This window comes from Streptomyces sp. RGM 3693 (assembly GCF_050471125.1).
Classification (GTDB): Bacteria; Actinomycetota; Actinomycetes; order Streptomycetales; family Streptomycetaceae; genus Streptomyces.
The window spans coordinates 191,309-215,044 of sequence record NZ_JBMPPQ010000004.1; the positions used below are offsets into that span (position 1 = coordinate 191,309).

The following is a 23,736-nucleotide window of genomic DNA, read 5'->3' on the forward strand; positions in this document are numbered from 1 at the left end:
GGCGGATGCAGGGGACACGACAGGAGCCGGCCGGCGACGTGAAGGACGACAGGGCATGACAACGACGCAGAACCCGACCCGGCAGTACCCGTTCACGGCGGTCGTCGGCATGGCCGACATGCGGCTGGGACTCCTGCTGAACGCGATCTCGCCAGCCATCGGCGGGGTGCTCGTCCGGGGTGAGAAGGGCACCGCGAAGTCGACGATGGTGCGCGGACTGGCGGAGCTGATGCCGGCCGTGGACGTGGTCGCCGGCTGCCGCTTCTCGTGTGCGCCGGGCGCGCCGGACCCCGCCTGCCCGGACGGTCCGCACGGCGCGGCCGACGCCGAGCAGCGGCCGACGCGGATGGTCGAACTGCCGGTGGGCGCGTCCGAGGACCGGCTGGTCGGCGCGCTGGACATCGAACGGGCCCTGTCGGAGGGCGTGAAGGCGTTCGAGCCGGGCCTGCTGGCCGATGCGCACCGGGGCGTCCTGTACGTGGACGAGGTCAACTTGCTCCATGACCACCTGGTGGACCTCCTGTTGGACGCCGCCGCCATGGGCGCCTCCTACGTGGAGCGCGAGGGCGTCTCCGTGCGCCACGCCGCCCGTTTCCTGCTCGTCGGGACGATGAACCCCGAAGAGGGCGAGCTGCGGCCGCAGTTGCTGGACCGGTTCGGGCTGACCGTGGAGGTCGCGGCGTCCCGGGATCCGGAGCAGCGGGTCGAGGTGGTCCGGCGCCGGCTGGCGTACGACGACGATCCGGCGGGCTTCGCGGCGCGCTGGGGGGACGAGGAGCGGCAGCTGCGGGAACGGATCGCGCTGGCGCGGGAGTTGCTGCCGTCGGTGCGGCTCGGCGACGCGGCACTGCGGCAGATCGCGGCGACCTGCGCGGCGTTCGAGGTGGACGGGATGCGGGCGGACATCGTGATGGCCCGTACGGCGACCGCGCTGGCGGCGTGGGCGGGGCGGACCGAGGTGCGGCCGGAGGACGTCCGGCAGGCGGCGCTGCTGGCCCTGCCGCACCGGCGGCGGCGCAATCCGTTCGACGCGCCGGGGCTCGACGAGGACAAGCTCGACCAGGTGCTGGAGGAGTCCGGCGGCACGGACGGCGACGACGACCCGGAGCCGGAGCCGGAGGGGCCGGACGGGGGCCCGGACGGCCCGGACGGCCCGGGCGGGGGGCCGGACGGTGGGCCCGGCGGGCTGCCGCCGCAGGACGGCGGGCCCCGGGAGCAGCCGGGGGACGCGCCGCACCCGGACGTGCCGCGGCAGGAGCCGGAGCGGCCGGCGCCGTCCGAGAGCCCGGAGCGGGCGCCGGAGGGCGAGCCGGCGACGTCCGGGTCGGGCCGGGAGCAGGCCGCGGTGGGCGCCACCGAGCCGTTCCGGACGCGGCGGTTGGACGTGCCGGGGCTGGGCGAGGGCGCGGACGGCCGCCGGTCCCGGGCGCGCACCGCGCACGGCCGGACGACCGGGGCGCGGCGCCCCCGAGGGGCCCTGGGCAAGCTGCACTTGGCGGCGACCGTGCAGGCGGCGGCGCCGCACCAGTGGGCCCGCGGGCGGCGCGGGCCGGGCCTGGTGGTGCGCCGGGACGACCTGCGGGAGGCGGTGCGCGAGGGGCGCGAGGGCAACCTCGTGCTGTTCGTGGTGGACGCGTCCGGGTCGATGGCGGCGCGGAAGCGGATGGGCGCCGTCAAGGGGGCGGTGCTGTCGCTGCTGCTCGACGCGTACCAGCGGCGGGACAAGATCGGGATGATCACCTTCCGGGGTTCCGGCGCCGAGTTGGCGCTGCCGCCGACGTCCTCCGTCGAGGCGGGCGCGGCGCGGTTGGCGCAGCTGTCGACGGGCGGCCGGACGCCGCTGGCGGAGGGGCTGCTGCGGGCCCACGAGGTGCTGCGGGTGGAGCGGATGCGGGACCCGTCCCGTCGGCCGCTGCTGGTGGTGGTCACCGACGGCCGGGCCACCGGCGCATCACAAGGGGCGGCGCGACGGGGGTCCCCCCGGGCGGAGTCCGGGGGAGTCTCGGCCAGCGGTGGTGGTCGGGCGACGGGCGGGCCGGTGGAGCGGGCGCACCGGGCGGCGCAGTTGCTGGCCGCCGGGGGCACCGCGTCGGTGGTGGTGGACTGCGAGGCGGGTCCGGTCCGGCTGGGGCTGGCCGGGGCGCTGGCCCGGGAGCTGGGCGGTACCGCCGTCACCCTCGACGAACTGCGCGCGGACAGCGTCTCCGCGCTCGTACGGACCGTGCAGGGCAGGCCCGGCCGCGGCGGCAGCAGTGCCGGCCCGGATCGGGATCACGTCAACAGGAAGGTCGCGTAATGCCACAGGGACAGCCCTCCGTCGTACCGGAGGACGGGCTCACCACCCGCCAGCGCCGCAACCGCCCGCTGGTCCTGGTCCACACGGGCCAGGGCAAGGGCAAGTCCACCGCCGCCTTCGGGCTGGCGCTTCGGGCGTGGAACCAGGGCTGGCCGGTCGGGGTGTTCCAGTTCGTGAAGTCGGCGAAGTGGAAGGTCGGCGAGGAGCGGGCGCTCACGGTGCTGGGCGCCACCGGGGAGGGCGGCACCGTCGCCTGGCACAAGATGGGCGAGGGCTGGTCCTGGGTGCAGCGCGACTCCCAGTTCAGCAACGAGGAGGCGGCCCGGGAGGGCTGGGAGCAGATCAAGCGGGACCTGGCCGCGGAGACCTACAAGCTGCTGGTGCTGGACGAGTTCGCCTATCCGCTGAAGTGGGGGTGGGTGGACGTCGAGGAGGTGGTGGCGGTGCTGCGGGACCGTCCCGGGACGCAGCACGTCGTCATCACCGGGCGGGACGCGCCCGAAGCGCTGCGGGACTTCGCGGACCTGGTGACGGACATGACGAAGGTCAAGCACCCGATGGACGCGGGGCAGAAGGGCCAGCGGGGCATCGAATGGTGAGCAGGTCATGAGCGGCGGCGCCCTCCCCCGGCTGGTGATCGCGGCGCCGTCCTCGGGCGCCGGGAAGACGACGGTGGCCACCGGCCTGATGGCGGCGTTCGCCGAGGCGGGTCTTGTGGTGTCGCCGCACAAGGTGGGGCCCGACTACATCGATCCGGGCTACCACTCGCTGGCCACCGGCCGACCCGGCCGCAATCTGGACGCCTATCTGTGCGGCCCGGAGCGGATCGCGCCGCTGTTCCTGCACGGGGCGGCGGGCGCGGACCTGGCGCTGGTCGAGGGCGTGATGGGCCTGTTCGACGGGGCGTCCGGGATGGGTGAGCTGTCCTCGACCGCGCAGGTGGCGAAGGTGCTGCGGGCGCCGGTGGTGCTGGTGGTGGACGCCTCGTCGCAGTCCCGGTCGGTGGCGGCGCTGGTGCACGGCTTCGCGTCGTGGGACCCGGAGGTGCGGCTGGCCGGGGTGATCCTCAACAAGGTCGGTTCGGACCGGCACGAGGAGTTGCTGCGGGACGCCATGGGTTCCTCGGGGGTGCCGGTGCTCGGGGCGCTGCGCCGTACCGAGCAGGCGCGCACGCCGTCCCGGCACCTGGGTCTGGTGCCGGTCGCCGAGCGGCGGGCCGAGGCGTTGGACTCGGTACGGGCGCTGGCCGCGCGGGTGCGCGAGGGCTGCGACCTGGAGGCGCTGCTGGCGCTGGCGCGCAACGTGCCGGAGCTGCCGGACCGGCCGTGGGACCCGGCGGAGGCGGTGACGGCGCCGGCCGCGGGGGCCGGGCGGCCGGTGGTCGCGGTGGCCGGCGGGCCCGCGTTCACCTTCTCGTACGCGGAGCACGCCGAGTTGCTGACCGCGGCGGGCGCCGAGGTGGTGCCGTTCGATCCGCTGCGGGACGAGCACCTGCCGGCCGGCACCCGGGGGTTGGTGATCGGTGGCGGCTTCCCGGAGGTGTACGCGCCGGAACTGTCGGCGAACGCGCCGCTGCGGGCGGCGGTGGCGGAGCTGGCCGCGTCCGGGGCGCCGGTCTCCGCCGAGTGCGCCGGGCTGCTCTACCTCTCCCGGTCGCTCGACGGGAAGCCGATGTGCGGGGTGCTGCCCGCCGACGGCCGGATGACGGAGCGGCTGACCCTCGGCTACCGGGAGGCGGTGGCGCTGAGCGACAACGCGCTGGCGGTGGCCGGGACCCGGGTGCGGGGCCACGAGTTCCACCGGACGGTGCTGGAGCCGGGCGCGGGCGCGTCCCCGGCGTGGGGCGTGACGCATCCCCGGCGCGCGGTGGAGGGCTTCGTGACGGGCGGGGTGCACGCCTCGTACCTGCACGTGCACTGGGCGGCGGAACCGGCGCTGGCCGGGCGGCTGGTGGCGGGGGCGGCACGGGGCGCGGTGCCGGTCGCCGGCGGTGCCCGGTGACCCTCGGGGACGGCACGGACGGCACGGCCGGGCCGGACACCGACCCGGTCCTCGACCACCTCGTCTACGCCACGCCCGACCTGGACCGGACCGTCGCCGAGGTCGCCGAGCTGACCGGCGTACGGCCGGTGCGCGGCGGTCACCACCCCGGGCGCGGTACGTGCAACTACCTGCTGGGGCTGGGCGGCGGCGGGTACTTCGAGATCATCGGGCCGGATCCGGCGCAGCCGGCGCCCGGGCGGCCGCGGTGGTTCGGCATCGACGCGCTGGACGGGCCGCGGCTGGTGGCGTGGGCGGTGCGGGTCACCGGGATCGCCGGGCGGGTGGCGCGGGCCCGGGCGGCCGGTTACGACCCGGGGGACCCGGTGGCGATGTCCCGCCGGACGCCGGACGGCACCGAGCTGGCCTGGCAGTTGACGCCACCGGGGGCGGGCGGTGGGCTCACGCCGTTCCTGCTGGACTGGGGCGGCGGCCCGCATCCGTCGGGCGCCGGGCTCCCGGTGGTGCCGTTGGTCTCGCTGGCCGCGAGGCACCCGGATCCGGCGGCTGCGCGGGCCGAGTGGGCGGCGCTGGGCGTCCGGTGGCCGGGTGCGCCGATCACCACGGGCCCGGTGCAGCTGACCGCCGTCCTGGCGGGGCGGCACGGCCCGGTGTCGTTCGGGCGGGGAGCCGTCGCCCCGTGAGCGACGCACGGGCGGCCGCGGTCCCGGAGTGGGCGGGCGCGGTCCTCGTCGTGGGGGTGGGGGCTCGTCGGGGGGTGGCGGCGGAGGAAGTGGTGGAGCTGGTCGGCGCCGCGTTGGCGGTGGTCGGTCGGTCGCCGGCCGCGCTGGTCGCCTTGGCCACCGTCGAGGCCAAGGCGGCCGAGCCCGGTGTGCTGGGTGCGGCGCGGCGGCTCGGGGTTCCGTTGTGGTCATTCCCGGCGGCGGAGCTGGCGGCGGTGCGGGTGCCGGCGCCGTCCGCCGCGGCCCGGGCCGCGGTCGGTACGCCGAGCGTCGCCGAGGCGGCCGCGCTGTTGGCCGCGGGGCCGGGTGCCCACTTGGTGCTCGGCAAGCGGGTGTCGGCGCCGGAAGGACGGCCGGCCGCGGCGACCTGCGCCCTGGCCGCCCCGGACACTTGGGACACTCCGGCCATTACCTCCGGTACGACGGGCGCGACCGACACTCCCCCGGCGGCTGCCGCTATCGTCATCCCCTCCCCCAACCCACCGGTGCACGCACCGGCTCCACCGGAGCGGCTGACGCAGCGCTCCACGACCGGCACGGATCGGCGGGCGGCGGAGGTCGGCGGCTGCCACCCCGAACAGGAACTTCTCGGCACCAAGGAGACGTTTTGACCACCCGTCCCGCACTGCTCATCGCCGGTCACGGCACCCGTCACGAGGGGGCGGCCGACGCCCTGCGCGCGCTGGTGCGCGCGCTCGCCGAACGGCATCCCGACGTACCGGTCGCCGGGGGTTTCTTCGGCGCCACGGCGTCGCCGCTGCCGCTGTCCGGCGCGGTCGACGAGCTGGTCGCGCGGGGCGCGACCCGGTTGGTCGCGGTGCCGCTGCTGATGGCGCCCACCGGGGCCCTCCGGGAGACCCTGCCGGACGCGGTGGCGCGGGCGGTCGCCGCGCACCCCGGTGTCCGCGCGGTCTGCGGTCCCGAACTGGGGCCGGATCCCCGACTGCTGGGGGCGCTGGAGCGGCGGTTGGACGAGGCGCTGGGCGGCGGTGCACGCCGGCCCGAGGACCGGGCCCGTACGACGGTGCTGCTGGTGGGGCGGGGTGCGGCCGATCCGCACGCCAATGCCGAAGTGGTCCGGGCCGCCCGGCTGTTGTGGGAGGGCCGGGGCTTCGCGGGCGTGGAGAGCGCGTTCGTGACGCTGGCGGCGCCGGACGTGCCGGCCGGGCTGGACCGGTGCCGGGTGCTGGCCGCGGCGGCGCCGGGGCCGTCCCACGGGCGCCGGACCGTGGTCCTGCCGTACTTCTTCTTCGCCGGTGACCTGCTGGCGCGGCTGCGGATGCAGACCGAAGGCTGGGCGGCGGCGCACCCGGGCGCCGAGGTGTTGGGCGCGGAGCCGATCGGTGTGGCACCGGAGTTGGCCGAGGTGGTCATGGAGCGCTACCGGGCAGCGGTCGCCGACGAGGCGGCGTTCGGCGGCCGGGCGGCGGCGGAGGACGCCCGGCCGGCGGGCGGCGCGCTGCCGGGGACCGCCCTGAGCGCCGCGGCCGCCGGGGGCCCGGCGTGACCGGGCCGGCACTGTCCGCGGCGCGCACCGGGTCCGGCTCCGGGGAGGTGGACCTGCGGCACCACGGTGACGCGGAGGTGCGCGGCGCGGACCTGACGGACCTGGCGGTCAATGTCCGGGCGGGCACTCCCCCGGCTTGGCTGAAGGCCCGGATCGCCGCGTCGCTGGACGGGTTGGCGGCGTATCCGGACGGCCGGGAGGCCCGCCGGGCGGTCGCCGTGCGGCACGGGCTGCCGGTGGACCGGGTGCTGTTGACGGCCGGTGCCGCCGAGGCGTTCGTGCTGCTGGCGCGGGCGGTGCGGGCCCGTCGGCCGGTGGTGGTGCATCCGCAGTTCACCGAGCCGGAGGCGGCGCTGCGGGACGCCGGGTACGAGGTCGGGCGGGTGCTGCTGGCCGAGCGGGACGGGTTCCGGCTGGATCCGGCTGCGGTGCCGGACGACGCGGATCTGGTGGTGGTCGGCAATCCCACCAACCCCACCTCGGTGCTGCATCCGGCGGCCGTGCTGGCCTCGTTGGCGCGGCCGGGCCGCACCCTGGTGGTGGACGAGGCGTTCATGGACGCGGTGCCCGGGGAGCGGGAGTCGCTGGCCGGGCGGGTGGGTGACCTGCCGGGGCTGGTGGTGCTGCGCAGTCTGACCAAGACGTGGGGGCTGGCGGGGCTGCGGATCGGCTACGTGCTGGCGGACGAGGAGACGGTGGCGGCGCTGGAGCGGGCGCAGCCGCTGTGGCCGGTCTCCAGCCCGGCGCTGGCCGCCGCGGAGGCGTGCTGTGCGCCGGGGGCGTTGGCGGAGGCGGCCGCGGCGGCCGAGCGGATCGCCGTGGACCGGGCCCATCTGCTGGCCCGGCTGGGCGAGTTCCCGGCGGTGGCGGTGGCCGGTCCCGCGGCGGGGCCGTTCGTGCTGGTCCGGCTGCCCGGTGCGGCGGCGGTCCGCGCCGGGCTGCGGGCCCGCGGTTTCGCGGTGCGCCGCGGGGACACCTTCCCGGGCCTGGGCCCGGATTGGCTCCGCTTGGCCGTCCGGGACCGGGCGACCACCGACCGGTTCGTGGCCGCCCTGGCGGACGTGCTCGGCGGACCGCCGCGTTGACTTCCGCTCCCCTCCCTAAAGGGAGGGGATTCCTACCACGGTCTTCTGACCGTCTCGGTGGGTTCCTGGTTCATCGCGCTGTGCCGGGACGGGTCCCGGTCTTACCCGCGCTCCGCAGGCTGACACGGCCAGTCCGGCCGCCTTGGCGACGTTGACCGCCGCGTTGATGTCCCGGTCCAGGACGGCCCCGCACGCCCCGCACTCCCACACGCGGATGTGGAGGGGTTTAGGGCCGTCCTTGATGCCGCACTGTGAGCAGACCTGAGAGGTCGGCTCGAACCGGCTGATCTTGGCGAGGGTGCGCCCGTACCGGGCGGCCTTGTACTCCAGCATCGCGACGAACGTGGACCATCCGGCGTCGTGGACGGACTTGGCCAGGCGCGTGCGGGCGAGTCCCTTGACCGCCAGGTCTTCAACGGCAACCGCTTGGTTTTCGCGGATGATCTTCGTTGAGAGCTGGTGGTGGAACTCGCGGCGTGCGTCGGCCACCTTCGCGTGTGCGCGGGCGGCCTTGAGCCGGGCCTTCGTCCTGTTCCTGCTTCCCTTAGCCTTCCGGCTCAGGTCCCGCTGTGCCTTCTTCAGCTTCTTCTCGGCCCGGCGCAGGAAGCGGGGGCTGTCGATCTTCGTGCCGTCGGAGAGGATCGCGAAGTGTGACAGGCCCAGGTCGATACCGACCTGCCCCTCTGCCTCGGGTAGGGCCTCGCCGGGCCCGGTCTCGATGACGAACGAGCAGAAGTACCGCCCGGCCGCGTCCTTGACCACGGTCACCGTGGACGGGGCGGAAGGAAGGGGTCGGGACCACTTGACCCGCACATCCCCGACCTTCGGGAGCGACAGGTCACCACCCATCGTGATCTTCCAGCGGGCGTTCGCGGTGAACCGTACGGCCTGCCGGTTGTCCTTGCGGGACTTGAACCGGGGCGCGCCCATGCGCGGGCGCTTGCCCTTCAGCCCGTCGAAGAAGTTCCGGTATGCGGTGTCCAGATCCCGAAGGGACTGCTGGAGCACGACGGCAGACACTTCGCCGAGCCAGGCCCGTTCCCCGGTCTTCTTCGCCTCGGTGATCAACAGCTTCGACAGGTCCCCGGTCTTCGGGAACGCCTTCCCGTCGGCGCGGGCGGTCTCGCGAGCCCGAAGCGCATCGTTGTAGACCACCCGTGCGCATCCGAACGCCCTGGCAAGGCTTGAGCACTGAGGGCCGTTCGGATACATCCGGAAGGAGTACCGAAGCTGCATGTCGATCAGCGTACTACAGTTGGTTTATGGCTGAGTACGACAACATCCGCACTGGCAGGCACTGCGCGTTCGTCATGCACGCACACTTGGTTTTCGTGACGAAGTACCGGCATAAGGCCTTCAACGACCGGCACCTGACGCGCATGGAAGAGATCATGCGGGCGGTCTGCAAGGACTTCGAATGTGAGCTGGTCGAGTTCAACGGCGAGACCAACCACGTTCACCTGCTGGTGAACTTCCCGCCGAAGGTCGCCCTATCGAAGCTGGTCAACTCCCTCAAGGGCGTCTCCTCCCGCAGGCTCCGCCAGGAGTACCCCGAGCTGGTCCGGCACTACTGGCGGGCACAACGGCTGTGGTCCGGCTCCTACTTCGCCGGATCGGTCGGCGGCGCTCCACTGTCGACCGTCCGTCAGTACATCGAGCAGCAAAACCGCCCGCTCTAGCCTGCGAGTCAGAGCAGCGCTCAGAATCGCTTCACCCCCCCGCAAACGGGGGAGCACTGCGATTAGTCCCGGGTAGCGGGGCGCGGGCGGTCGCCTGGGGGTGGTCCCCTCGCCGGGGTGGTCCGCCGGGCCACGCCCTAGGGGTGGGTGCGTCGCGCGGGCCCACGCGACGCACCCGGTCGTACCCGCGCCGGCGCCCCCACGGCACCGGTGCGGATACGGACTCGTCAGCCGCGCCCGTCCGACGCGGCGTTCCGGCGGCGGCGGGTGTAGCCCAGCGCCCCGGCACCACCGGCGACCAACAGGGCCGCGCCGCCGGCGAGATACGGGGTGGCGGAGCTGCCGCCGGTCTCGGCGAGGTGCTTATCGGTGGCCGGGCGGACGCCGCCGCTGCCGGAGTTCACCTGGGTACCGCCGCCGGGGTGCGTACCGGGGCCGTGGGGCTGGCCGGGGGACGGCGGGGTGCCGGGCTCACCGGGGGTGCCGTGCGGGGTGGTGCAGGTGGCCTGGGCCAGGGTGACATCGCCGTGCACCTCCGCCACGTTGAGCTTGAGCGGGTTGACGGAGACCCGGAGGCGGAGTGCGGTGGCGGCGGCGCTCGCCGAGGTGGTGCTCTTCTGCGACAGGTCGAGCCGGACGTCGCCGACCCCCGGGACCGTGACCTCGGTGGTCCCGCCGGCACGGAGCGCGACCCGCTTGCCCAACACCACGACGTCACCCAGCACCTGGGCCTCGGCCCGCGGCCGCTGTCCCGCCTGGCAGACGGCGCGGGCGGTGACCTGCTGGACCTGGGCCAGCGGCAGTGCCGGGAGGCCGGGCAGTTGGACCTTGGCCCGGACGAGGTTGGCGTAGCCCTCGGCGGTCCGCCCGTCGGCGGTGGCGCGGGCGGTGGCGACGTCGGCGCGCAGCAGGCTGACCGGCCGGCCCCCGTCGATGCCGTCCAGGCGGACGGTGAGCGCGGTCTTGTCGGCCGAGGCCGGGGCGTGGACGTCGTTGAGGACGGCCCGGACGGGGATGTTCAGGGTCTTGTCGAGCAGGCCGACGTCCAGGGCGGTGCGCAGCACCACCGCCCCCGAAGTGCCGTGGGTGCGGCCGTCGTTGCCACTGGCGTGGGCGGCGGGCGCGGCGGCGGCGAGGGCGACGGCGGGACCGGCCGTCAGGACGGCGGCGGCCAGGATGGCGCCGATCCGTCCGGTCGTGCCGGTGGTACCGGCGGAACTGGTGGACACGTGTGTGGAACCCCCACAGGAGAGATGGAGCCGCCGACCGCGCCAATGGGGGACATCACGCGGGCCGACGGCTTCGACCCGCACATCGTGTACGCACTGAGGGTGAACAGACAGCCACGCGAGGTGAGTTCACCCCAAAGGGTGGTTTCCGTGTCCTTATTCGATTCCTTCCGGCTCGTCCGCCCCGGCGGACACCCCACACCACAGCCGTACCGGGCCACGGTGGCCCGGTACGGCCGGCAGTGCGCCCACACGGTCAGCGCATCAGGGCCCCGCCGTTGACGTCGTAGGTGGCGCCGGTGACGAACGACTCCTGGGAGGCGAGGAAGAGGGCGACCCGGGCGACCTCCTCCGGGGTGGCGATCCGGCCCATCGGCACCTGGTCGGTGAGCTCGGCGAGCGCCTCCGGGCCGATCGAGCGGACCATCGGGGTGTCGATCATGGCCGGCGCGACCGCGTTCACCGTGACGCCGTACGGGGCCAGTTCGGCCGCGAAGACCCGGGTGAGGGCGATCAGCCCGGCCTTGCTGGTGCCGTAGGCGGCGCCGGTGGGGCGGGGCGTCTGGCCGGCGAGGGAGGCCATGTTGACGATCCGCCCGAAGCCGCGGTCGCGCATGTCGGCGGCGACCGCGCGGGTCAGCAGGAAGACCGCGCGCAGGTTGACCGCGAAGACCTCGTCCCACTCCTCGGGGGTGATCTCCCACAGCGTCCGGGCGAGCGGCCGGGCGGCGTTGTTGATCAGCACGTCGACCGGGCGCCAGGCGCGGACCCGGTCGTAGGCGGCGGCGAGCGCGTCCGGATCGCCGAGGTCGACCTGGACCGGCCGGATCCGTTCCCTGTCGGGGTCGAGCCGCTCGACGAGGGCGCGGTTGGCCGCCTCGTCGATGTCCAGCGCGGCGATGTGGGCGCCCTCGGCGTGGCAGGCGCGGACCAGGGCGGCGCCGAGCCCCTGGGCGCTGCCGGTGATCAGGACGGTCCGGCCGTCGAGTCCGGTGTCGAGCACAGCGGGCCTCCTTCAGGCCGTACCGAAGAAGAGCGGACGCCCGACCCGGGCCTCGATGCGCAGGTAGCGCCACAGCCGCCCGTCGCCGACCGGGGTGTCGCGGACGATGCCGCACACCGCGGCGACGGTGTCCAGGTCGGGGACGTCGGCGAGGACGTACGAGGTCCACGGCCAGGCCGGGGCGGCGCCGACCATCAGCTGGTCGTCGTCGAGGGTGCCGAGCACCGTGACGCCGAAGCGCTCACCCAGTCGGTCGAAGGCGGGGGGAATCGCGGCGGCCACGGTGGCGCGCAGCGCGTCGTCGGCGGCGAAGAAGTCCTGGGTCACCCCGATGCAGAAGAGCGTGCGCAGCGGCCCGCCGGAGGTCGGACCCCCGCCGGGTGCGGCCGGGGGAAAGGGTGCGGGTGCGGGTGCCGGGTCGGCGGTGGTCATCGCGGAGCCTCGCGGGAGCGGTCGGTGCCGACGGTGCGGGCGGGACGCCGGTGGCGTCGGGCGCGGGCACCGTCGGTGAATAATTAGAGGATCGTCAACGTATTGACGATCACCGACCGTATCACTCGTTTAGAGAGTTCTCGAACAATGTCTCGTACGGACCCGGGCGCGGCCCCTCCCCCGAGCCCTCAAGGGGCGGGCGGGGCCCCCGACGCCACCTCCGCACCGGCCGACCCCGACCAGCCGGAGACCGCGCGGATCCGGCTCGGCGACCTGCTCCAGGCGTTCAGCGACCCGCTGCGGCGGCGGGTCGTGCATCGACTCGCCACGGAAGGCGAGGTGGGCTGCGGGGAGATCGAGCTGCCGGTCAGCCGGGCCACCGGCTCCTACCACTTCCGGATCCTGCGGACGGCGGGCTGGACCCACACCCGCCGGGCCGGCCGCGAGCGCTACGTCTCGCTGCGCCGCGCCGACCTCGAAGCGCGCTTCCCCGGCCTGGTGGAGGCGCTGCTGCGGGCCGACGCGGCGGAGCGGGGCACGGCGGCGGACGCACCGCCGCACGACGCTCGGCCCTAGGACCCGTCCGGTGGGTCAGGGGCGGACAGGCCCCAGGACCCGTCCGGCCGTGATCCCACCGGAACGGCCCTGGAAGCCGTCCGGCCGCGCCCCGAGGGTGCTCAGCCGACCACCCGGCCGCGCAGCACCACCAGGCGCGGCGCCGCCAGCACCCGGACGTCGGCCCGCGGGTCGGTCTCGAAGACGACCAGGTCCGCCGGGGCACCCTCGGTGAGGCCGGGGCGGCCCAGCCACTCCCGGGCGCCCCAGGTCGTCGCCGAGAGGGCGGCCTCGACGGGCAGCCCGGCCTTCATCAGTTCGGCGACCTCGTCGGCGACCAGGCCGTGCGGCAGCGAACCGCCGGCGTCGGTGCCGGCGAAGATCGGCACACCGGCGTCATAGGCGGCCCGTACGGTGTCGTAGCGCCGGTCGTGCAGCCGGCGCATGTGGTCCGCCCAGCGGGGGAACTTCGCCCCGCCGGCGAACGCGAGCTGCGGGAACGTCGCGATGTTGACCAGGGTGGGGACGATGGCGACCTGGCGCTCGGCGAAGAGCGGGATGGTGTCCTCGGTCAGGCCGGTGGCGTGCTCGATGCAGTCGATCCCGGCCTCGACCAGCGGGGCGAGGGACTCCTCGGCGAAGCAGTGGGCGGTGACCCGGGCACCGAGCCGGTGCGCCTCGGCGATGGCGGCGGCCACCTCGCCGGGCGGCCAGCAGGCGGCCAGATCGCCGACCGAGCGGTCGATCCAGTCGCCGACGAGCTTGACCCAGCCGTCGCCGCGCCGGGCTTCCTGGGCCACGTAGGCGACCAGGTCCGCCGGCTCGATCTCGTGCGCGTAGTTACGGATGTAGCGCTTGGTGCGGGCGATGTGCCGGCCGGCGCGGATGATCCGTGGCAGGTCGGGGCGGTCGTCGATCCAGCGGGTGTCCGAGGGCGAGCCGGCGTCCCGGATCAGGAGGGTGCCGGCGTCACGGTCGGTGAGCGCCTGCTTCTCGCTGGTGGCGGCGTCCACCGGCCCGTGCGCGTCCAGTCCGACGTGACAGTGGGCGTCGACCAGGCCCGGCAGCACCCAGCCGGCGACGGTCCTGGCATCCCGTGCCATGGCCGGTCGCTCGAACGTCACCCGGCCGTCGATGACCCACAGCTCGTCGCGGACCTCGTCCGGTCCGACGAGCACCCTCCCCTTGAGGTGCAGCACTGCACCTTCACTCATGGACGTCATGCACGCACTGTATGCGGGGGCCGCGGCCGGCGACCACGGTGCGCTTGGCGCCCGCACCGGACATCCGGCGCGTGGATATCCGAAATCGCGCCGCGGCTATCCGCCCTATCATCTTGCGACACTTCCCGCATCTTGTCGGAGTCGAGCTCCGGTAGCTTCTCGCGGACCTTTTGGTGAACCTTCCGCGGCGCCTTCTGGCGGCAAATTCTCACTTCCCCAGAAGCCAGCTTCCCGTATTCGTATGCCCGCTTTTCCGGACCTCAAACGCCAAGATTTCGCTAGCATCAAGTCTCATAATTCAGGCACTTCACACGAGCGTTACTGAGCTGTGACCGACTACACAGCGTGTCCGTTTCGCCCCGAACTTCTATGACGAACCAGGACAACTTGCCACTGGATCGCGCGCTCGCACGCCCCCGCGTGATAACACAAAAACGTCTCCCGCGTAACCGGGACCCGCGATGCAATTTACTTTTCCCCTGGGTAAATTCAATTGCATGACCGCCGCACAAGCAGACCATGCCGGTGCCCGAAGCGATTTCAAGGAATTCCCGGAGGGCTTCAAGCTCGACACCCCACAGGTGGAGGACGGGGCAGCGATCTGGCGCATCGCCTGCGACTCGAAGACGCTGGACCTCAACTCCTCCTACAGCTACCTCCTGTGGTGCCGCGACTTCGCCGCCACCTCCGCCGTCGCCCGTGACACGGCGGGCCAGCCGGCCGCGTTCGTCACCGGCTACGTACGCCCCGACCGCCCGGACACCCTCGTCGTCTGGCAGATCGCCGTCGACGAGGCGCACCGCGGACGGGGCCTGGCCGCCGCCCTCCTGGACGGGCTGACCACCCGCGCCATCGACGAACTGGGCATACGTCGCGTGGAGACCACCATCACGCCCGACAACGACGCGTCCAACCGACTGTTCGCATCGTTCGCCGAGCGGCACTCGGTGCCGGTCATGCACGAGGTGCTCTTCGACGCCGCGCTCTTCCCCGAGCAGGGCCACGAGCCGGAAGTCCGACACCTCATCGGCCCGTTCGAGGCGCCGCCCGGCAGCAACCGCTGACCCGGGCCGCGCGCACGGCGCCGCCCCCAGACTTCTCTCCCCCCGCACTCATCTCCCAGGAGCATGCTGTGACCATCACCCAGCCCGATCTGAGCGTCTTCGAAACCGTCGAGTCGGAGGTGCGCAGCTACTGCCGTGGCTGGCCGACCGTCTTCGACCGCGCGCAGGGCAGCCGCCTGACCGACGAGGACGGCCACACCTACCTGGACTTCTTCGCCGGCGCCGGGTCGCTCAACTACGGCCACAACAACCCGGTCCTCAAACGCGCCCTGATCGACTACATCGAGCGGGACGGCATCACCCACGGCCTGGACATGTCCACCACGGCCAAACGGGCCTTCCTGGAGTCGCTGCAGAACATCATCCTGCGGCCGCGCGACCTGCCCTACAAGGTCATGTTCCCGGGCCCGACGGGCGCCAACGCGGTCGAGGCCGCGCTCAAACTGGCCCGGAAGGTCAAGGGCCGGGAGTCGATCGTCTCCTTCACCAACGCCTTCCACGGCATGTCGCTGGGTGCGCTGGCGGTCACCGGCAACTCGATGAAGCGGGCCGGCGCCGGCATCCCGCTGGTGCACGGCACCCCGATGCCGTTCGACAACTACCTGGACGGGCAGACGCCGGACTTCCTGTGGTTCGAGCGGCTGTTGGAGGACCAGGGTTCGGGCCTGAACAAGCCCGCGGCGGTGATCGTGGAGACCGTGCAGGGCGAGGGCGGGATCAACGTCGCCCGCGCCGAGTGGCTGCGCGCCCTGGCCGCGCTCTGCGAGCGCCAGGACATGCTGCTGATCGTCGACGACATCCAGATGGGCTGCGGCCGCACCGGTGCCTTCTTCTCCTTCGAGGAGGCGGGCATCGTGCCGGACATCGTCACCGTCTCCAAGTCCATCAGCGGCTACGGACTCCCGCTGGCCCTGACGATGTTCAAGCCGGAGCTGGACATCTGGGAGCCCGGCGAGCACAACGGCACCTTCCGCGGCAACAACCCAGCCTTCGTCACCGCGGCCGCCGCCCTCGACACGTACTGGGCCGACGGTCAGATGGAGAAGCAGACGCTGGCCCGCGGTGAGATCGTCGAGACGCACCTCAAGGCCATCATCGCCGAGCACCCCGGCGTCTTCGCCGAGTACCGCGGCCGCGGTCTGGTGTGGGGCCTGGAGTGCACCGACAAGGAGCTCGCCAACAAGATCGCCAAGCGCGCTTTCGAGCTGGGGCTGCTCATCGAGACCTCCGGCCCGCAGAGCGAGGTCGTCAAGCTGCTGCCCGCGCTGACGACCACCCCCGAGGAGCTGGACGAGGGCCTGCGGACCCTCGCCCGCGCGGTGCGCGACTGCGCCTGACCGCTCCCCGTCGTCCGACGGCCCGCACCGTTCAACAGAAAGGCACCCGACGCACCATGATCGTCCGCTCGTTCAAGGACATCGAAGGCACCGACCGCCACGTCAAGGCCCAGTCCGGCACGTGGGAGAGCAAGCGCATCGTGCTCGCCAAGGAGCGGGTCGGCTTCTCGCTCCACGAGACCGTCCTGTACGCAGGCACCGAGACGTCGATGTGGTACGCCAACCACATCGAGGCCGTGGTCTGCGTCGAGGGCGTGGCCGAGCTGACCAACGACGAGACCGGCGAGCAGCACCTCATCACGCCCGGCGTGATGTACCTGCTCGACGGGCACGAGAAGCACACCATGCGGATCAAAGAGGACTTCCGCTGCCTGTGCGTCTTCAACCCGCCGGTCACCGGCCGCGAGGACCACGACGAGAACGGCGTCTACCCGCTGCTCACCGAGCCCGAGCCCGAGGCGAGCTGAGCACAGACACCGGACCGTCCACCGTCCGGCGTCACCGTGACGCAGTGAGATTCCGTACGAGAGGAGAGGAAGGCACCACCATGACCACCGCACCCGAGCGCACCGCCGACCTGTACCCGACCCGTGGGACCTCCGAGGTCATCACCCCGCGGCAGGACCCGGTGGTGTGGTCGCAGCCCGGAGCGGCGGGCCCCTTCGCCGCGTCCGAGCTGGGCGACTTCGAACGGGACGGCTTCTTCGCCCTCCCGGAGCTGCTCACCGCGGACGAGGTCGCGGTGTACCGCGCCGAGTTGGACCGGTTGGTCAACGACCCGGTGACGCGTACCGACCCGCGCTCGATCGTCGAGCCGACGACCCAGGACGTCCGCTCGGTCTTCGAAGTGCACCGGATCAGCGAGGTGTTCGCGAAGCTGGTCACCGATCCGCGCGTAGTCGGCCGGGCCCGCCAGATCCTCGGCTCGGACGTCTACGTCCACCAGTCGCGGATCAACGTCAAGCCGGGTTTCGGCGCCTCCGGCTTCTACTGGCACTCGGACTTCGAGACCTGGCACGCCGAGGACGGGCTGCCGAACATGCGCACCGTGTCGGTGTCGATCGCGCTGACCGAGAACTTCGACACCAACGGCGGCCTGATGATCATGCCCGGATCGCACCGGTACTTCGTCGGGTGCGAGGGTGCCACCCCGAAGGACAACTACAAGAAGTCGCTCCAGATGCAGGATGCGGGCACGCCGTCGGACGAGGCGCTGACGACGATGGCGGACCGGCACGGCATCCGCCTGTTCACCGGCCGGGCCGGCTCGGCGACGTGGTTCGACTGCAACGCCATGCACGGCTCCGGCGACAACATCACGCCGTACCCGCGCAGCAACGTCTTCATCGTCTTCAACAGCATGGAGAACACCGCGGTGGAGCCGTTCGCGGCCCCGGTCCGGCGCCCGGAGTACATCGGGGCACGGGCCCCGTTCGTGCCGGTCGGCTAGCGACCCGCGCACCGCCCGCGCGGCGGCGGGCGGTGCGTACGACAGACGGCCGCCGCACAGCACCCCCGTGGCGCTGTGCGGCGGCCGCCGCGCTCCGTTAACTGACGTACCGTCAGTTGCCCTCCAGGGCAGGGTAGTCCAGGTATCCGCGGTCGTCGCCGCCGTAGAAGCTGGCCCGGTCCGGGGTGTTGAACGGGCCGCCGGCCGCCAGGCGGCGGGGCAGGTCGGGGTTGGCGATGAAGAGCGCGCCGTACGCGAGCAGATCGGCCTCGCCCTGCTCGACGAGCGGCAGTTCCTCGGGGCCGGTGGGCCGGCCGTCGGTCGCCGGGTTGAGCAGGAACGGGCCGCCGAACCGCTTCCGCAGCCGGGCCAGCAGCTCCAGGTCACGGACGTCGCAGGTGTGCAGGTAGGCCAGGCCCAGCGGGGCGATGGCCTCGACCAGTGCGGTGTAGGTGGCCTCCGGTGCGGGCTCGGCGATGTCGTTGAACGGGTTGCCGGGCGAGAGTCGCAGACCGGTGCGGTGCGCGCCGATCGCGCCGGCGACCGCTGTGACCACCTCGATCGCGAACCGGGCGCGGGCCACGTCGGAGCCGCCCCACTGGTCGGTGCGCAGGTTGGCGTTGGGGGCCAGGAACTGGTGGACGAGGTAGCCGTTGGCGCCGTGGATCTCGACCCCGTCGAAGCCGGCCTCGATGGCGTTGCGGGCCGCGGCCGCGAACCCGTCAACGGTCGCGCGGATCTCCTCGTCGGTCAGCTCGCGCGGGGTGACGAAGTCCGTCGGGCCGTTCTGGGTGAAGCCCTGGCCTGCCGCCTTCACCGCGGACGGGCCGACCGGCTCCAGCCCGTCGGGCAGCAGCACCGGGTGGCCGATCCGGCCGCCGTGCCACAGCTGGGCGAAGATCCGGCCGCCGGCCGCGTGGACGGAGTCGGTGACCCGGCGCCAGCCGGCGACCTGCTCGGCGGTGTGCAGGCCCGGCGTGAGCGGGTACCCGCGGCCGACCACCTCGGTCTGGGTGGCCTCGGTGACGATGAGGCCGGCCGAGGCCCGCTGGGTGTAGTAGCGGACCATGGACGGGGTGGGCACCCCCTCTTCGGTGGCGCGGTTGCGGGTCATCGGCGCCATGACGATGCGGTTGGCGAGCGGGACACCGGCGAGGTCTATGGGGTCGAACGCAGTGCTCACTGACGGCCTCTCAGCTGTGGGTCACGGGTCATCAACTCGCCTGCCGAGCTGAAGCTTTGGCCATTACATCAGCCGCCGCGTCCCGCCATGCACCCCCCTGGCCTGCGGAAACGCCGCGGCAACGGACGGCAATCGGGCCGTCACGGGACCAGCAGCGCCAGCGCCTGTGCCACGTCCTGGGAGGAGTTGTAGAGGTGGAACGCCGCCCGGAGCAGCCCGCCGCGGACCGACACCCGCACCCCGGCCCCGGCCAGCCGCGGTTCGGCGTCCGCCAGCCCCGGGGTGGAGACGATCGCGGACCCGGGCGCGGGCCGCGGGGCGAACCCGGCCGCCACCAGCCCGGCGCGGTACTGCTCGGCCAGCGCCACGTTGTGGGCGTGGACGGTCGCCACGCCGATCTCCGCCAGCAGCCCGAGGGACTGTGCGGCGCCCACGTAGGAGTAGTGGGCGTGCGGCTCGTCGTAGCGGCGGGTGGTCGCCGCCGGCCGGTCGATCGGGCCGTAGTTCGACTCCCCCGGGTCCTCCCCGGCGACCCATCCGGCGTGCACCGGCACCGGCCACCCCGGGCCGCCCAGGTCGCCGCGTGCCGCCCGCTCCCCGCCGAAGACCATGAACGTCGCCCCCTTCGGGCACAGCAGCCACTTGTACGCCCCGCACACCACGTAGTCGAAGTCGGCGACCGGCACCGGCAGCCACCCGGCGGCCTGCGTGATGTCGACGTACGTCAGCGCCCCATGCGCCCGGGCGGCGTCCCGGATGGCGGCCAGGTCGGCGATCCGGCCGTCCAGCGCGTGCACCGCGCTCACCGCGACCAGCGCCGTCCCGGGCCGCACCGCATCGGCGAGCGTCTCCCGCGGCACCGCCCGCACCGTGCAACCGCCGTGCGCCGTCAGCGGATTCACCAGCGAACTGAAGTCCCCCTCGGCGACCAGCACTTCGCTGCCGGCCGGCAGCGAGGCCGCGACGAACGCCGACTGCACCGCGACCGAACTGCCCACCGCGACCCGCTCAGCGGGCACCCCCACCAGCCGCGCGAACGCCTCACGCGCCCGCTGCGCCGTGCCGAGGTAGTCGCGCCCCATCGTCCCGTACGACGCCGACTCCGTCAGCGCGTCCCGTAGCGCGGCGGCGGTCCGCGCGGGCAGCAGCCCGCTGGCCGCCGAGTTCAGGTAGACCGTCTCGGGTGCGAACTCGTCCCCGCCCAGTGCCGTGTGTCGCTGCATGGCCCCCACTCTGGCCGGTAACCGCCTCCGGCGTCCACGGCACAGGCCCGGGACGCCGGAGGCGGTTCCGGTCGGCTCACGCCTCCGGGACGGCGCAGCTCCCGTCCGTGCAGGTGTCCGCGTCGCCGGTGGCCAGCACCTGGACGGCGGAGTCGGCGTGCGCCCGCTCCAGCGCCTGGCGGAAGACGTCCACCGGCTGGGCGCCGGAGATGCCGTAGCGACGGTCGATGACGAAGAAGGGGACGCCGGTGGCGCCCAGTTCGGCGGCGGCGTGCTCGTCGGCGCGGACGTCGGCGGCGTAGGCGTCCGGGTCGGCCAGGACCCGGGCGGCCTCGTCGGCGGGCAGACCGGCCTCGACCGCGATCCCGGTCAGCACGGCGGGGTCGCCGAGCTGCCGAGCCTCGGCGAAGTTGGCGTCGTAGAGGGCGGTGAGCAGCGCGTCCTGCACCCCATGGGCCTTGGCCAGGTGGAGCAGGCGGTGCAGGTCGAAGGTGTTGCCGTGGATGCGGTCGGAGCGGTAGCCCAGCCCCTCCGCGGCCGCCGCCTCGGCGACCCGGGCCTCCATCGCCTCGGCCTGGGCCCGGCTGACGCCGTACTTCGCCGCGAGCATGTCGAGGATCGGCTGGTCGGTGGCGGGCGGGGCGTCCCGGTCCAGCTCGAAGGAACGGTGGACGACCTCGACGTCCGCCCGGTGGGCGAAGGCCGCCAGACCGGCCTCGAACCGTGCCTTGCCGATGTAGCACCAGGGGCAGGCGATGTCCGACCAGATTTCGACGCGCATGGGGATGACTTTCCTCGGGGGGACCGGCCGGCGACCGGTCAGGTGTACGGAGGGGTGTAACGGGGCGGGGGCGGGGGTTATTCCGGGGCGGGCGGCATGCCGGATCTTGCGGCGTTACGGGCGGTACCGTCCCGATATGGGTATGCCACCGCCGCACGCGACCGACGGGTTCTGGGAGACGACCGGGGCCGCCAAGACCTTCACGCACCCGATCGATCCCGGACTGCTGACGGAGTACGTGCCGCGGTCCGCGCGGGTGCTGGACTACGGATGCGGATACGGGCGGCTCACCGCCGAGCTGAGGGGGCTGGGGTACCAGGCGGTGCGCGGGGTGGACCGGTCGGCGGCGCTGATCGCGCGGGGGCGGCGCGAGCACCCGGGGCTGGCGCTGCTGCGGTGGGCGGGGTTCCCGCTGCCGTTCGCGGACCGCAGTTTCGACGCGGCGCTGTTGTTCGCGGTGCTGACCTGCGTACCGGACGATGCCGGACAGCGGGCGATCGTCGGGGAACTGGCGCGGCTGGTGCGGCCAGGCGGGGTGCTGTACCTGAGCGACGTGCCGTTGCAGGACGACCCGTTCAACCGCGAGCGGTACGGGCGGTTCGCGGCCCGGTACGGGACGTACGGGGTGTTCGAGACGGAGGACGGCGGGGTGTTCCGGCACCACGCGCCACAGTGGCTGCGGGGGCTGCTGCGGGCGGCGGGTTTCACGGGGCTGCGGGAGTGCCGGGCGACGGTGCCGACGCTGGACGGCCGGACCGCCGAGCGGCTTCAGATCATGGCGCGGCGGGAGCCGGCGGGCCCTTGGGAGGGGTCAGGCACAGGGTGAGCGCGAGGTGGACGGCGTCGGGGGCCGGGCGGCGGTCCGGATCGGGACACCAGCCCAGGCTGCTGTAGAAGGTGCGGGCGCGGTGGTTGTGCCAGAGCACGTCGAGGACGGCCCGGGAGCAGCCGGCGGCGCGCCAGGCGTGCAGGCAGGCGCTGTGCAGGGCGCGGCCCACGCCGGTGCCCCAGTGGGCCGGGTCGACGTGCAGCTGGTGGAGCTTGACGGTGCTTGCGGGGGCGGTGCGAGGGGGTTCCCCCCGCACCGAGGCGTGGAGGCGGTAGGAGGCGGCGCCGACGACGGTGCCGTGGCGCACGGCGCAGAGGGTCGGGGCCTCGTCGTGGTGCAGCACCCGGGCCCAGGCGTCCCGCCAGCGGGCGTGTTCGGCGGGCGCGTCGAAGGGCGCGTCCGGTATCCGGCCGCGGAGGTAGGCGGCGCGGGCTGCGGTGTGCAGGGCGGCGATCGACTCCAGGTCGGCGGTGGTGGCGGGGCGGACCTGTGGGGCGGGGTGCGGCGGGGCGGCGGGGGCCATGCGTCGACCTATGCCCCCTCGGCCCGGCCGTCGACGCGGCGCGGCAACCCCAGCGGGTTGGCGTCGCGCAGCTCGGGCGGGAGGAGGGCCGGCGGGGTGTCCTGGTAGGCGACGGGACGGAGCCAGCGCTCGACGGCGGTGGCGCCGACGGAGGTGGCGGTGGAGGTGGTGGCCGGGTAGGGGCCGCCGTGGTGCTGGGCGGGGGCGACCGCGACGCCGGTGGGCCAGCCGTTGACCACGACCCGGCCGGCGAGCGGGGTGACCGCGGCGAGCAGCCGGGCGCCGCGGCCCGCGGGGTCGGTGCCGGCGCCCTCGGCGGCGGAGAGCTGGAGGGTGGCGGAGAGGGTGCCGGGGATCCGGGCGAGGACCGCGGCGGCCTCGTCGTCGCCGGCGCAGCGGGCGAGGACGGTGACCGGGCCGAAGCACTCCTCCAGCAGGAGGTCGTGCGGGCCGCTGGTGGCGAGGTGGCTGGCGGGGACGGTGAGCACGGCGGCGGTGACGGTGTGTCCGCCGTCCTCGGCGTCGGGGGTCAACGGGGCCTGCACTTCCGGGAGTTGGGACCTTTCCTGGACGCCGGCGAGGAAGGCGTCGCGCATCCGGTGGTCGAGCATGGTGCCCGGCCCGGTGGCGCCGGCGGCCGTGGTGAGCGCGGCCAGCAGCCGGTCGCCGGCCGCGCCGTCGGGCACCAGGACCAGTCCCGGCTTGACGCAGAACTGTCCGGTGCCGAGGGTCATCGAGCCGGCCAGGTCGGTGCCGATCTCGTCGGCGCGTTCGGCGGCCGCGGCCTCGGTGACCACCACGGGGTTGAGGCTGCCCAGTTCGCCGTGGAAGGGGATGGGGTGCGGGCGGGCCGCGGCGGCGTCGTACAGGGCGCGGCCGCCGCTGACCGAGCCGGTGAAGCCGGCCGCGGCGACGAGCGGATGGCGGACCAGGTCGAGCCCGGCCTGGAAGCCGTGCACCAGGACCACGGTGTCGGCGGGCAGCCCGGTCTCGGTGGCGGCGCGGCGCAGCAGGGCGGCGCACCGCTCGGAGGTGGCCGGGTGGTCGGGGTGGGCCTTGACGACGACCGGGCAGCCGGCCGCGAGGGCGCTGGCGGTGTCGCCGCCGGGTACGGAGAAGGCGAGCGGGAAGTTGCTGGCGGCGTAGACCGCGACCACGCCCAGCGGGATCTTGTAACGACGCAGGTCGGGGCGGGGCGGGACGAGGCCGGGATCGGGGTGGTCGATCCGGACGTCGAGGAAGGCCCCCTCGTCGACCAGGTCCGCGAAGGACCGCAACTGGTAGGTGGTGCGGGCGAGTTCGCCGGTCAGGCGGGCGGTGCCGAGGGCGGTTTCGGCGTCCGCGGCGGCGATGACCTGGTCGGCGTCGGCCTCGAAGAGGGCGGCGGCGCGGCGCAGTAGGGCGGCCCGTCGGCCGCGGTCGGCGAGCGGGCCGCGGGCGGCATGGGCGGCGTGGACCGCGGCGTCCACCGCGTGGGCTGTGGCCTCCACCGCAACCCGCTCCCGACGCTTCCCGGTTCGGGGGTCGACGCTCCAGACTGGTACTGCCACCGGTGCTGCTCCCGCTGCTGTCACCGTGCGTCCCTCCCGGGCCAAGTCGTTGCCGCGCGAACCC

24 protein-coding genes are annotated in these 23,736 nt (G+C 73.9%); 14 read left to right on the forward strand and 10 right to left on the reverse strand.

The genetic code is table 11. The features are described 5' to 3' along the window. Nucleotides 1-55: 55 nt before the first annotated feature. The 7 genes from ACO0M4_RS37040 to cobC are packed head-to-tail and all read left to right on the forward strand — an operon-like array spanning nucleotide 56 to nucleotide 7,611. A complete protein-coding gene (locus ACO0M4_RS37040) occupies nucleotides 56-2,296 on the forward strand; it encodes a putative cobaltochelatase (protein WP_430375535.1) in 2,241 nt (746 codons plus the stop codon). Further along, nucleotides 2,296-2,895 (forward strand): cob(I)yrinic acid a,c-diamide adenosyltransferase, encoded by a 600-nt coding sequence (cobO, locus tag ACO0M4_RS37045; protein ID WP_100600993.1) that lies wholly within the window; start codon nucleotides 2,296-2,298, stop codon nucleotides 2,893-2,895. Before ACO0M4_RS37040 ends, cobO begins: the two co-directional genes overlap by 1 nt. A 7-nt stretch (nucleotides 2,896-2,902) precedes the next feature. Beyond that, entirely contained in the window at nucleotides 2,903-4,297 is a 1,395-nt protein-coding gene (locus ACO0M4_RS37050) for a cobyrinate a,c-diamide synthase (RefSeq protein WP_430375536.1), read from the forward strand. Then, nucleotides 4,294-4,980, forward strand: a complete 687-nt coding sequence (locus ACO0M4_RS37055; protein ID WP_430375537.1) for a VOC family protein — start codon at nucleotides 4,294-4,296, stop codon at nucleotides 4,978-4,980. Before ACO0M4_RS37050 ends, ACO0M4_RS37055 begins: the two co-directional genes overlap by 4 nt. Then, nucleotides 4,977-5,630: a cobalamin biosynthesis protein gene (locus ACO0M4_RS37060; protein WP_430375538.1), complete on the forward strand. Its 654-nt coding sequence runs from the start codon at nucleotides 4,977-4,979 to the stop codon at nucleotides 5,628-5,630. Before ACO0M4_RS37055 ends, ACO0M4_RS37060 begins: the two co-directional genes overlap by 4 nt. Next, the gene (locus ACO0M4_RS37065) at nucleotides 5,627-6,526 is read left to right on the forward strand and encodes a sirohydrochlorin chelatase (protein WP_430375539.1); all 900 of its coding nucleotides are present in this window, start codon (nucleotides 5,627-5,629) and stop codon (nucleotides 6,524-6,526) included. Before ACO0M4_RS37060 ends, ACO0M4_RS37065 begins: the two co-directional genes overlap by 4 nt. Further along, nucleotides 6,523-7,611, forward strand: coding sequence for an Rv2231c family pyridoxal phosphate-dependent protein CobC (gene cobC / locus ACO0M4_RS37070; protein WP_430375540.1), 1,089 nt, complete (start codon nucleotides 6,523-6,525; stop codon nucleotides 7,609-7,611). Before ACO0M4_RS37065 ends, cobC begins: the two co-directional genes overlap by 4 nt. 15 nt (nucleotides 7,612-7,626) lie before the next feature. On the opposite strand, the gene ACO0M4_RS37075 is transcribed toward cobC, so the two are convergent. Beyond that, complete coding sequence (locus ACO0M4_RS37075) at nucleotides 7,627-8,847, reverse strand: RNA-guided endonuclease InsQ/TnpB family protein (protein ID WP_430375541.1); 1,221 nt, start codon at nucleotides 8,845-8,847, stop codon at nucleotides 7,627-7,629. A 26-nt stretch (nucleotides 8,848-8,873) separates the two neighbouring features. Here ACO0M4_RS37075 and tnpA point away from each other — a divergent pair, with 26 nt between their 5' ends. Continuing rightward, nucleotides 8,874-9,290, forward strand: coding sequence for an IS200/IS605 family transposase (gene tnpA, locus ACO0M4_RS37080; RefSeq protein ID WP_430374829.1), 417 nt, complete (start codon nucleotides 8,874-8,876; stop codon nucleotides 9,288-9,290). A 227-nt stretch (nucleotides 9,291-9,517) separates the two neighbouring features. Here the strand turns inward: tnpA and ACO0M4_RS37085 are convergent, their stop codons facing one another. The 3 genes from ACO0M4_RS37085 to ACO0M4_RS37095 all read right to left on the reverse strand — a co-directional run bounded on the left by ACO0M4_RS37085 (nucleotide 9,518) and on the right by ACO0M4_RS37095 (nucleotide 11,954). Then, nucleotides 9,518-10,519, reverse strand: a complete 1,002-nt coding sequence (locus ACO0M4_RS37085) for an SCO1860 family LAETG-anchored protein (RefSeq protein WP_430375542.1) — start codon at nucleotides 10,517-10,519, stop codon at nucleotides 9,518-9,520. A gap of 256 nt (nucleotides 10,520-10,775) precedes the next feature. Next, on the reverse strand, nucleotides 10,776-11,522 hold the full coding sequence (locus ACO0M4_RS37090) for an SDR family NAD(P)-dependent oxidoreductase (RefSeq protein ID WP_430375543.1): 747 nt from the start codon (nucleotides 11,520-11,522) through the stop codon (nucleotides 10,776-10,778). Between the two features lie 12 nt (nucleotides 11,523-11,534). Continuing rightward, nucleotides 11,535-11,954 (reverse strand): hypothetical protein, encoded by a 420-nt coding sequence (locus ACO0M4_RS37095; RefSeq protein ID WP_430375544.1) that lies wholly within the window; start codon nucleotides 11,952-11,954, stop codon nucleotides 11,535-11,537. 147 nt (nucleotides 11,955-12,101) lie between these two features. On the opposite strand from ACO0M4_RS37095, the gene ACO0M4_RS37100 reads away from it, so the two are divergent. Beyond that, nucleotides 12,102-12,530 (forward strand): ArsR/SmtB family transcription factor, encoded by a 429-nt coding sequence (locus ACO0M4_RS37100; protein WP_430375545.1) that lies wholly within the window; start codon nucleotides 12,102-12,104, stop codon nucleotides 12,528-12,530. A gap of 101 nt (nucleotides 12,531-12,631) precedes the next feature. Here the strand turns inward: ACO0M4_RS37100 and ACO0M4_RS37105 are convergent, their stop codons facing one another. Continuing rightward, entirely contained in the window at nucleotides 12,632-13,723 is a 1,092-nt protein-coding gene (locus tag ACO0M4_RS37105) for an amidohydrolase family protein (RefSeq protein ID WP_430376040.1), read from the reverse strand. A 506-nt stretch (nucleotides 13,724-14,229) separates the two neighbouring features. Here ACO0M4_RS37105 and ectA point away from each other — a divergent pair. The 4 genes from ectA to thpD all read left to right on the forward strand — a co-directional run bounded on the left by ectA (nucleotide 14,230) and on the right by thpD (nucleotide 17,583). Further along, nucleotides 14,230-14,796 (forward strand): diaminobutyrate acetyltransferase, encoded by a 567-nt coding sequence (gene ectA, locus ACO0M4_RS37110; RefSeq protein WP_430375546.1) that lies wholly within the window; start codon nucleotides 14,230-14,232, stop codon nucleotides 14,794-14,796. A gap of 68 nt (nucleotides 14,797-14,864) precedes the next feature. Continuing rightward, nucleotides 14,865-16,133: a diaminobutyrate--2-oxoglutarate transaminase gene (ectB, locus tag ACO0M4_RS37115; RefSeq protein ID WP_430375547.1), complete on the forward strand. Its 1,269-nt coding sequence runs from the start codon at nucleotides 14,865-14,867 to the stop codon at nucleotides 16,131-16,133. A 56-nt stretch (nucleotides 16,134-16,189) separates the two neighbouring features. Next, nucleotides 16,190-16,600 (forward strand): ectoine synthase, encoded by a 411-nt coding sequence (locus ACO0M4_RS37120; RefSeq protein WP_430375548.1) that lies wholly within the window; start codon nucleotides 16,190-16,192, stop codon nucleotides 16,598-16,600. An 80-nt stretch (nucleotides 16,601-16,680) separates the two neighbouring features. Then, entirely contained in the window at nucleotides 16,681-17,583 is a 903-nt protein-coding gene (gene thpD, locus ACO0M4_RS37125) for an ectoine hydroxylase (protein ID WP_430375549.1), read from the forward strand. Nucleotides 17,584-17,695: 112 nt separating this feature from the next. Here thpD and ACO0M4_RS37130 read toward each other — a convergent pair whose 3' ends face one another. The 3 genes from ACO0M4_RS37130 to ACO0M4_RS37140 all read right to left on the reverse strand — a co-directional run bounded on the left by ACO0M4_RS37130 (nucleotide 17,696) and on the right by ACO0M4_RS37140 (nucleotide 20,770). Beyond that, nucleotides 17,696-18,766 (reverse strand): alkene reductase, encoded by a 1,071-nt coding sequence (locus tag ACO0M4_RS37130; protein ID WP_430375550.1) that lies wholly within the window; start codon nucleotides 18,764-18,766, stop codon nucleotides 17,696-17,698. 140 nt (nucleotides 18,767-18,906) lie between these two features. Further along, complete coding sequence (locus ACO0M4_RS37135; RefSeq protein WP_430375551.1) at nucleotides 18,907-19,989, reverse strand: aminotransferase class V-fold PLP-dependent enzyme; 1,083 nt, start codon at nucleotides 19,987-19,989, stop codon at nucleotides 18,907-18,909. 76 nt (nucleotides 19,990-20,065) lie between these two features. Then, the gene (locus ACO0M4_RS37140) at nucleotides 20,066-20,770 is read right to left on the reverse strand and encodes a DsbA family oxidoreductase (protein WP_430375552.1); all 705 of its coding nucleotides are present in this window, start codon (nucleotides 20,768-20,770) and stop codon (nucleotides 20,066-20,068) included. Between the two features lie 136 nt (nucleotides 20,771-20,906). On the opposite strand from ACO0M4_RS37140, the gene ACO0M4_RS37145 reads away from it, so the two are divergent. Continuing rightward, nucleotides 20,907-21,596: a class I SAM-dependent methyltransferase gene (locus ACO0M4_RS37145; RefSeq protein WP_430375553.1), complete on the forward strand. Its 690-nt coding sequence runs from the start codon at nucleotides 20,907-20,909 to the stop codon at nucleotides 21,594-21,596. Here ACO0M4_RS37145 and ACO0M4_RS37150 read toward each other — a convergent pair. Beyond that, entirely contained in the window at nucleotides 21,544-22,122 is a 579-nt protein-coding gene (locus tag ACO0M4_RS37150) for an N-acetyltransferase family protein (protein ID WP_430375554.1), read from the reverse strand. The two genes, ACO0M4_RS37145 and ACO0M4_RS37150, sit on opposite strands and share 53 nt — an antisense overlap. An 8-nt stretch (nucleotides 22,123-22,130) precedes the next feature. After that, the gene (locus ACO0M4_RS37155; RefSeq protein ID WP_430375555.1) at nucleotides 22,131-23,672 is read right to left on the reverse strand and encodes an aldehyde dehydrogenase (NADP(+)); all 1,542 of its coding nucleotides are present in this window, start codon (nucleotides 23,670-23,672) and stop codon (nucleotides 22,131-22,133) included. Between the last annotated feature and the right edge of the window lie 64 nt (nucleotides 23,673-23,736).

What these genes read in the sequence shown, in the direction of transcription:
- ACO0M4_RS37040 (WP_430375535.1), top strand. Translation starts at nt 56, where the DNA reads ATGACAACGACGCAGAACCCGACCCGGCAGTACCCGTTCACGGCGGTC.
- cobO (WP_100600993.1), top strand. Translation starts at nt 2,296, where the DNA reads ATGCCACAGGGACAGCCCTCCGTCGTACCGGAGGACGGGCTCACCACC.
- ACO0M4_RS37050 (WP_430375536.1), top strand. Translation starts at nt 2,903, where the DNA reads ATGAGCGGCGGCGCCCTCCCCCGGCTGGTGATCGCGGCGCCGTCCTCG.
- ACO0M4_RS37075 (WP_430375541.1), bottom strand. Translation starts at nt 8,847, where the DNA reads ATGCAGCTTCGGTACTCCTTCCGGATGTATCCGAACGGCCCTCAGTGC.
- tnpA (WP_430374829.1), top strand. Translation starts at nt 8,874, where the DNA reads ATGGCTGAGTACGACAACATCCGCACTGGCAGGCACTGCGCGTTCGTC.
- ACO0M4_RS37095 (WP_430375544.1), bottom strand. Translation starts at nt 11,954, where the DNA reads ATGACCACCGCCGACCCGGCACCCGCACCCGCACCCTTTCCCCCGGCC.
- ACO0M4_RS37100 (WP_430375545.1), top strand. Translation starts at nt 12,102, where the DNA reads ATGTCTCGTACGGACCCGGGCGCGGCCCCTCCCCCGAGCCCTCAAGGG.
- ACO0M4_RS37105 (WP_430376040.1), bottom strand. Translation starts at nt 13,723, where the DNA reads ATGAGTGAAGGTGCAGTGCTGCACCTCAAGGGGAGGGTGCTCGTCGGA.
- ectA (WP_430375546.1), top strand. Translation starts at nt 14,230, where the DNA reads ATGACCGCCGCACAAGCAGACCATGCCGGTGCCCGAAGCGATTTCAAG.
- ACO0M4_RS37120 (WP_430375548.1), top strand. Translation starts at nt 16,190, where the DNA reads ATGATCGTCCGCTCGTTCAAGGACATCGAAGGCACCGACCGCCACGTC.
- thpD (WP_430375549.1), top strand. Translation starts at nt 16,681, where the DNA reads ATGACCACCGCACCCGAGCGCACCGCCGACCTGTACCCGACCCGTGGG.
- ACO0M4_RS37135 (WP_430375551.1), bottom strand. Translation starts at nt 19,989, where the DNA reads ATGCAGCGACACACGGCACTGGGCGGGGACGAGTTCGCACCCGAGACG.
- ACO0M4_RS37140 (WP_430375552.1), bottom strand. Translation starts at nt 20,770, where the DNA reads ATGCGCGTCGAAATCTGGTCGGACATCGCCTGCCCCTGGTGCTACATC.
- ACO0M4_RS37145 (WP_430375553.1), top strand. Translation starts at nt 20,907, where the DNA reads ATGGGTATGCCACCGCCGCACGCGACCGACGGGTTCTGGGAGACGACC.
- ACO0M4_RS37150 (WP_430375554.1), bottom strand. Translation starts at nt 22,122, where the DNA reads ATGGCCCCCGCCGCCCCGCCGCACCCCGCCCCACAGGTCCGCCCCGCC.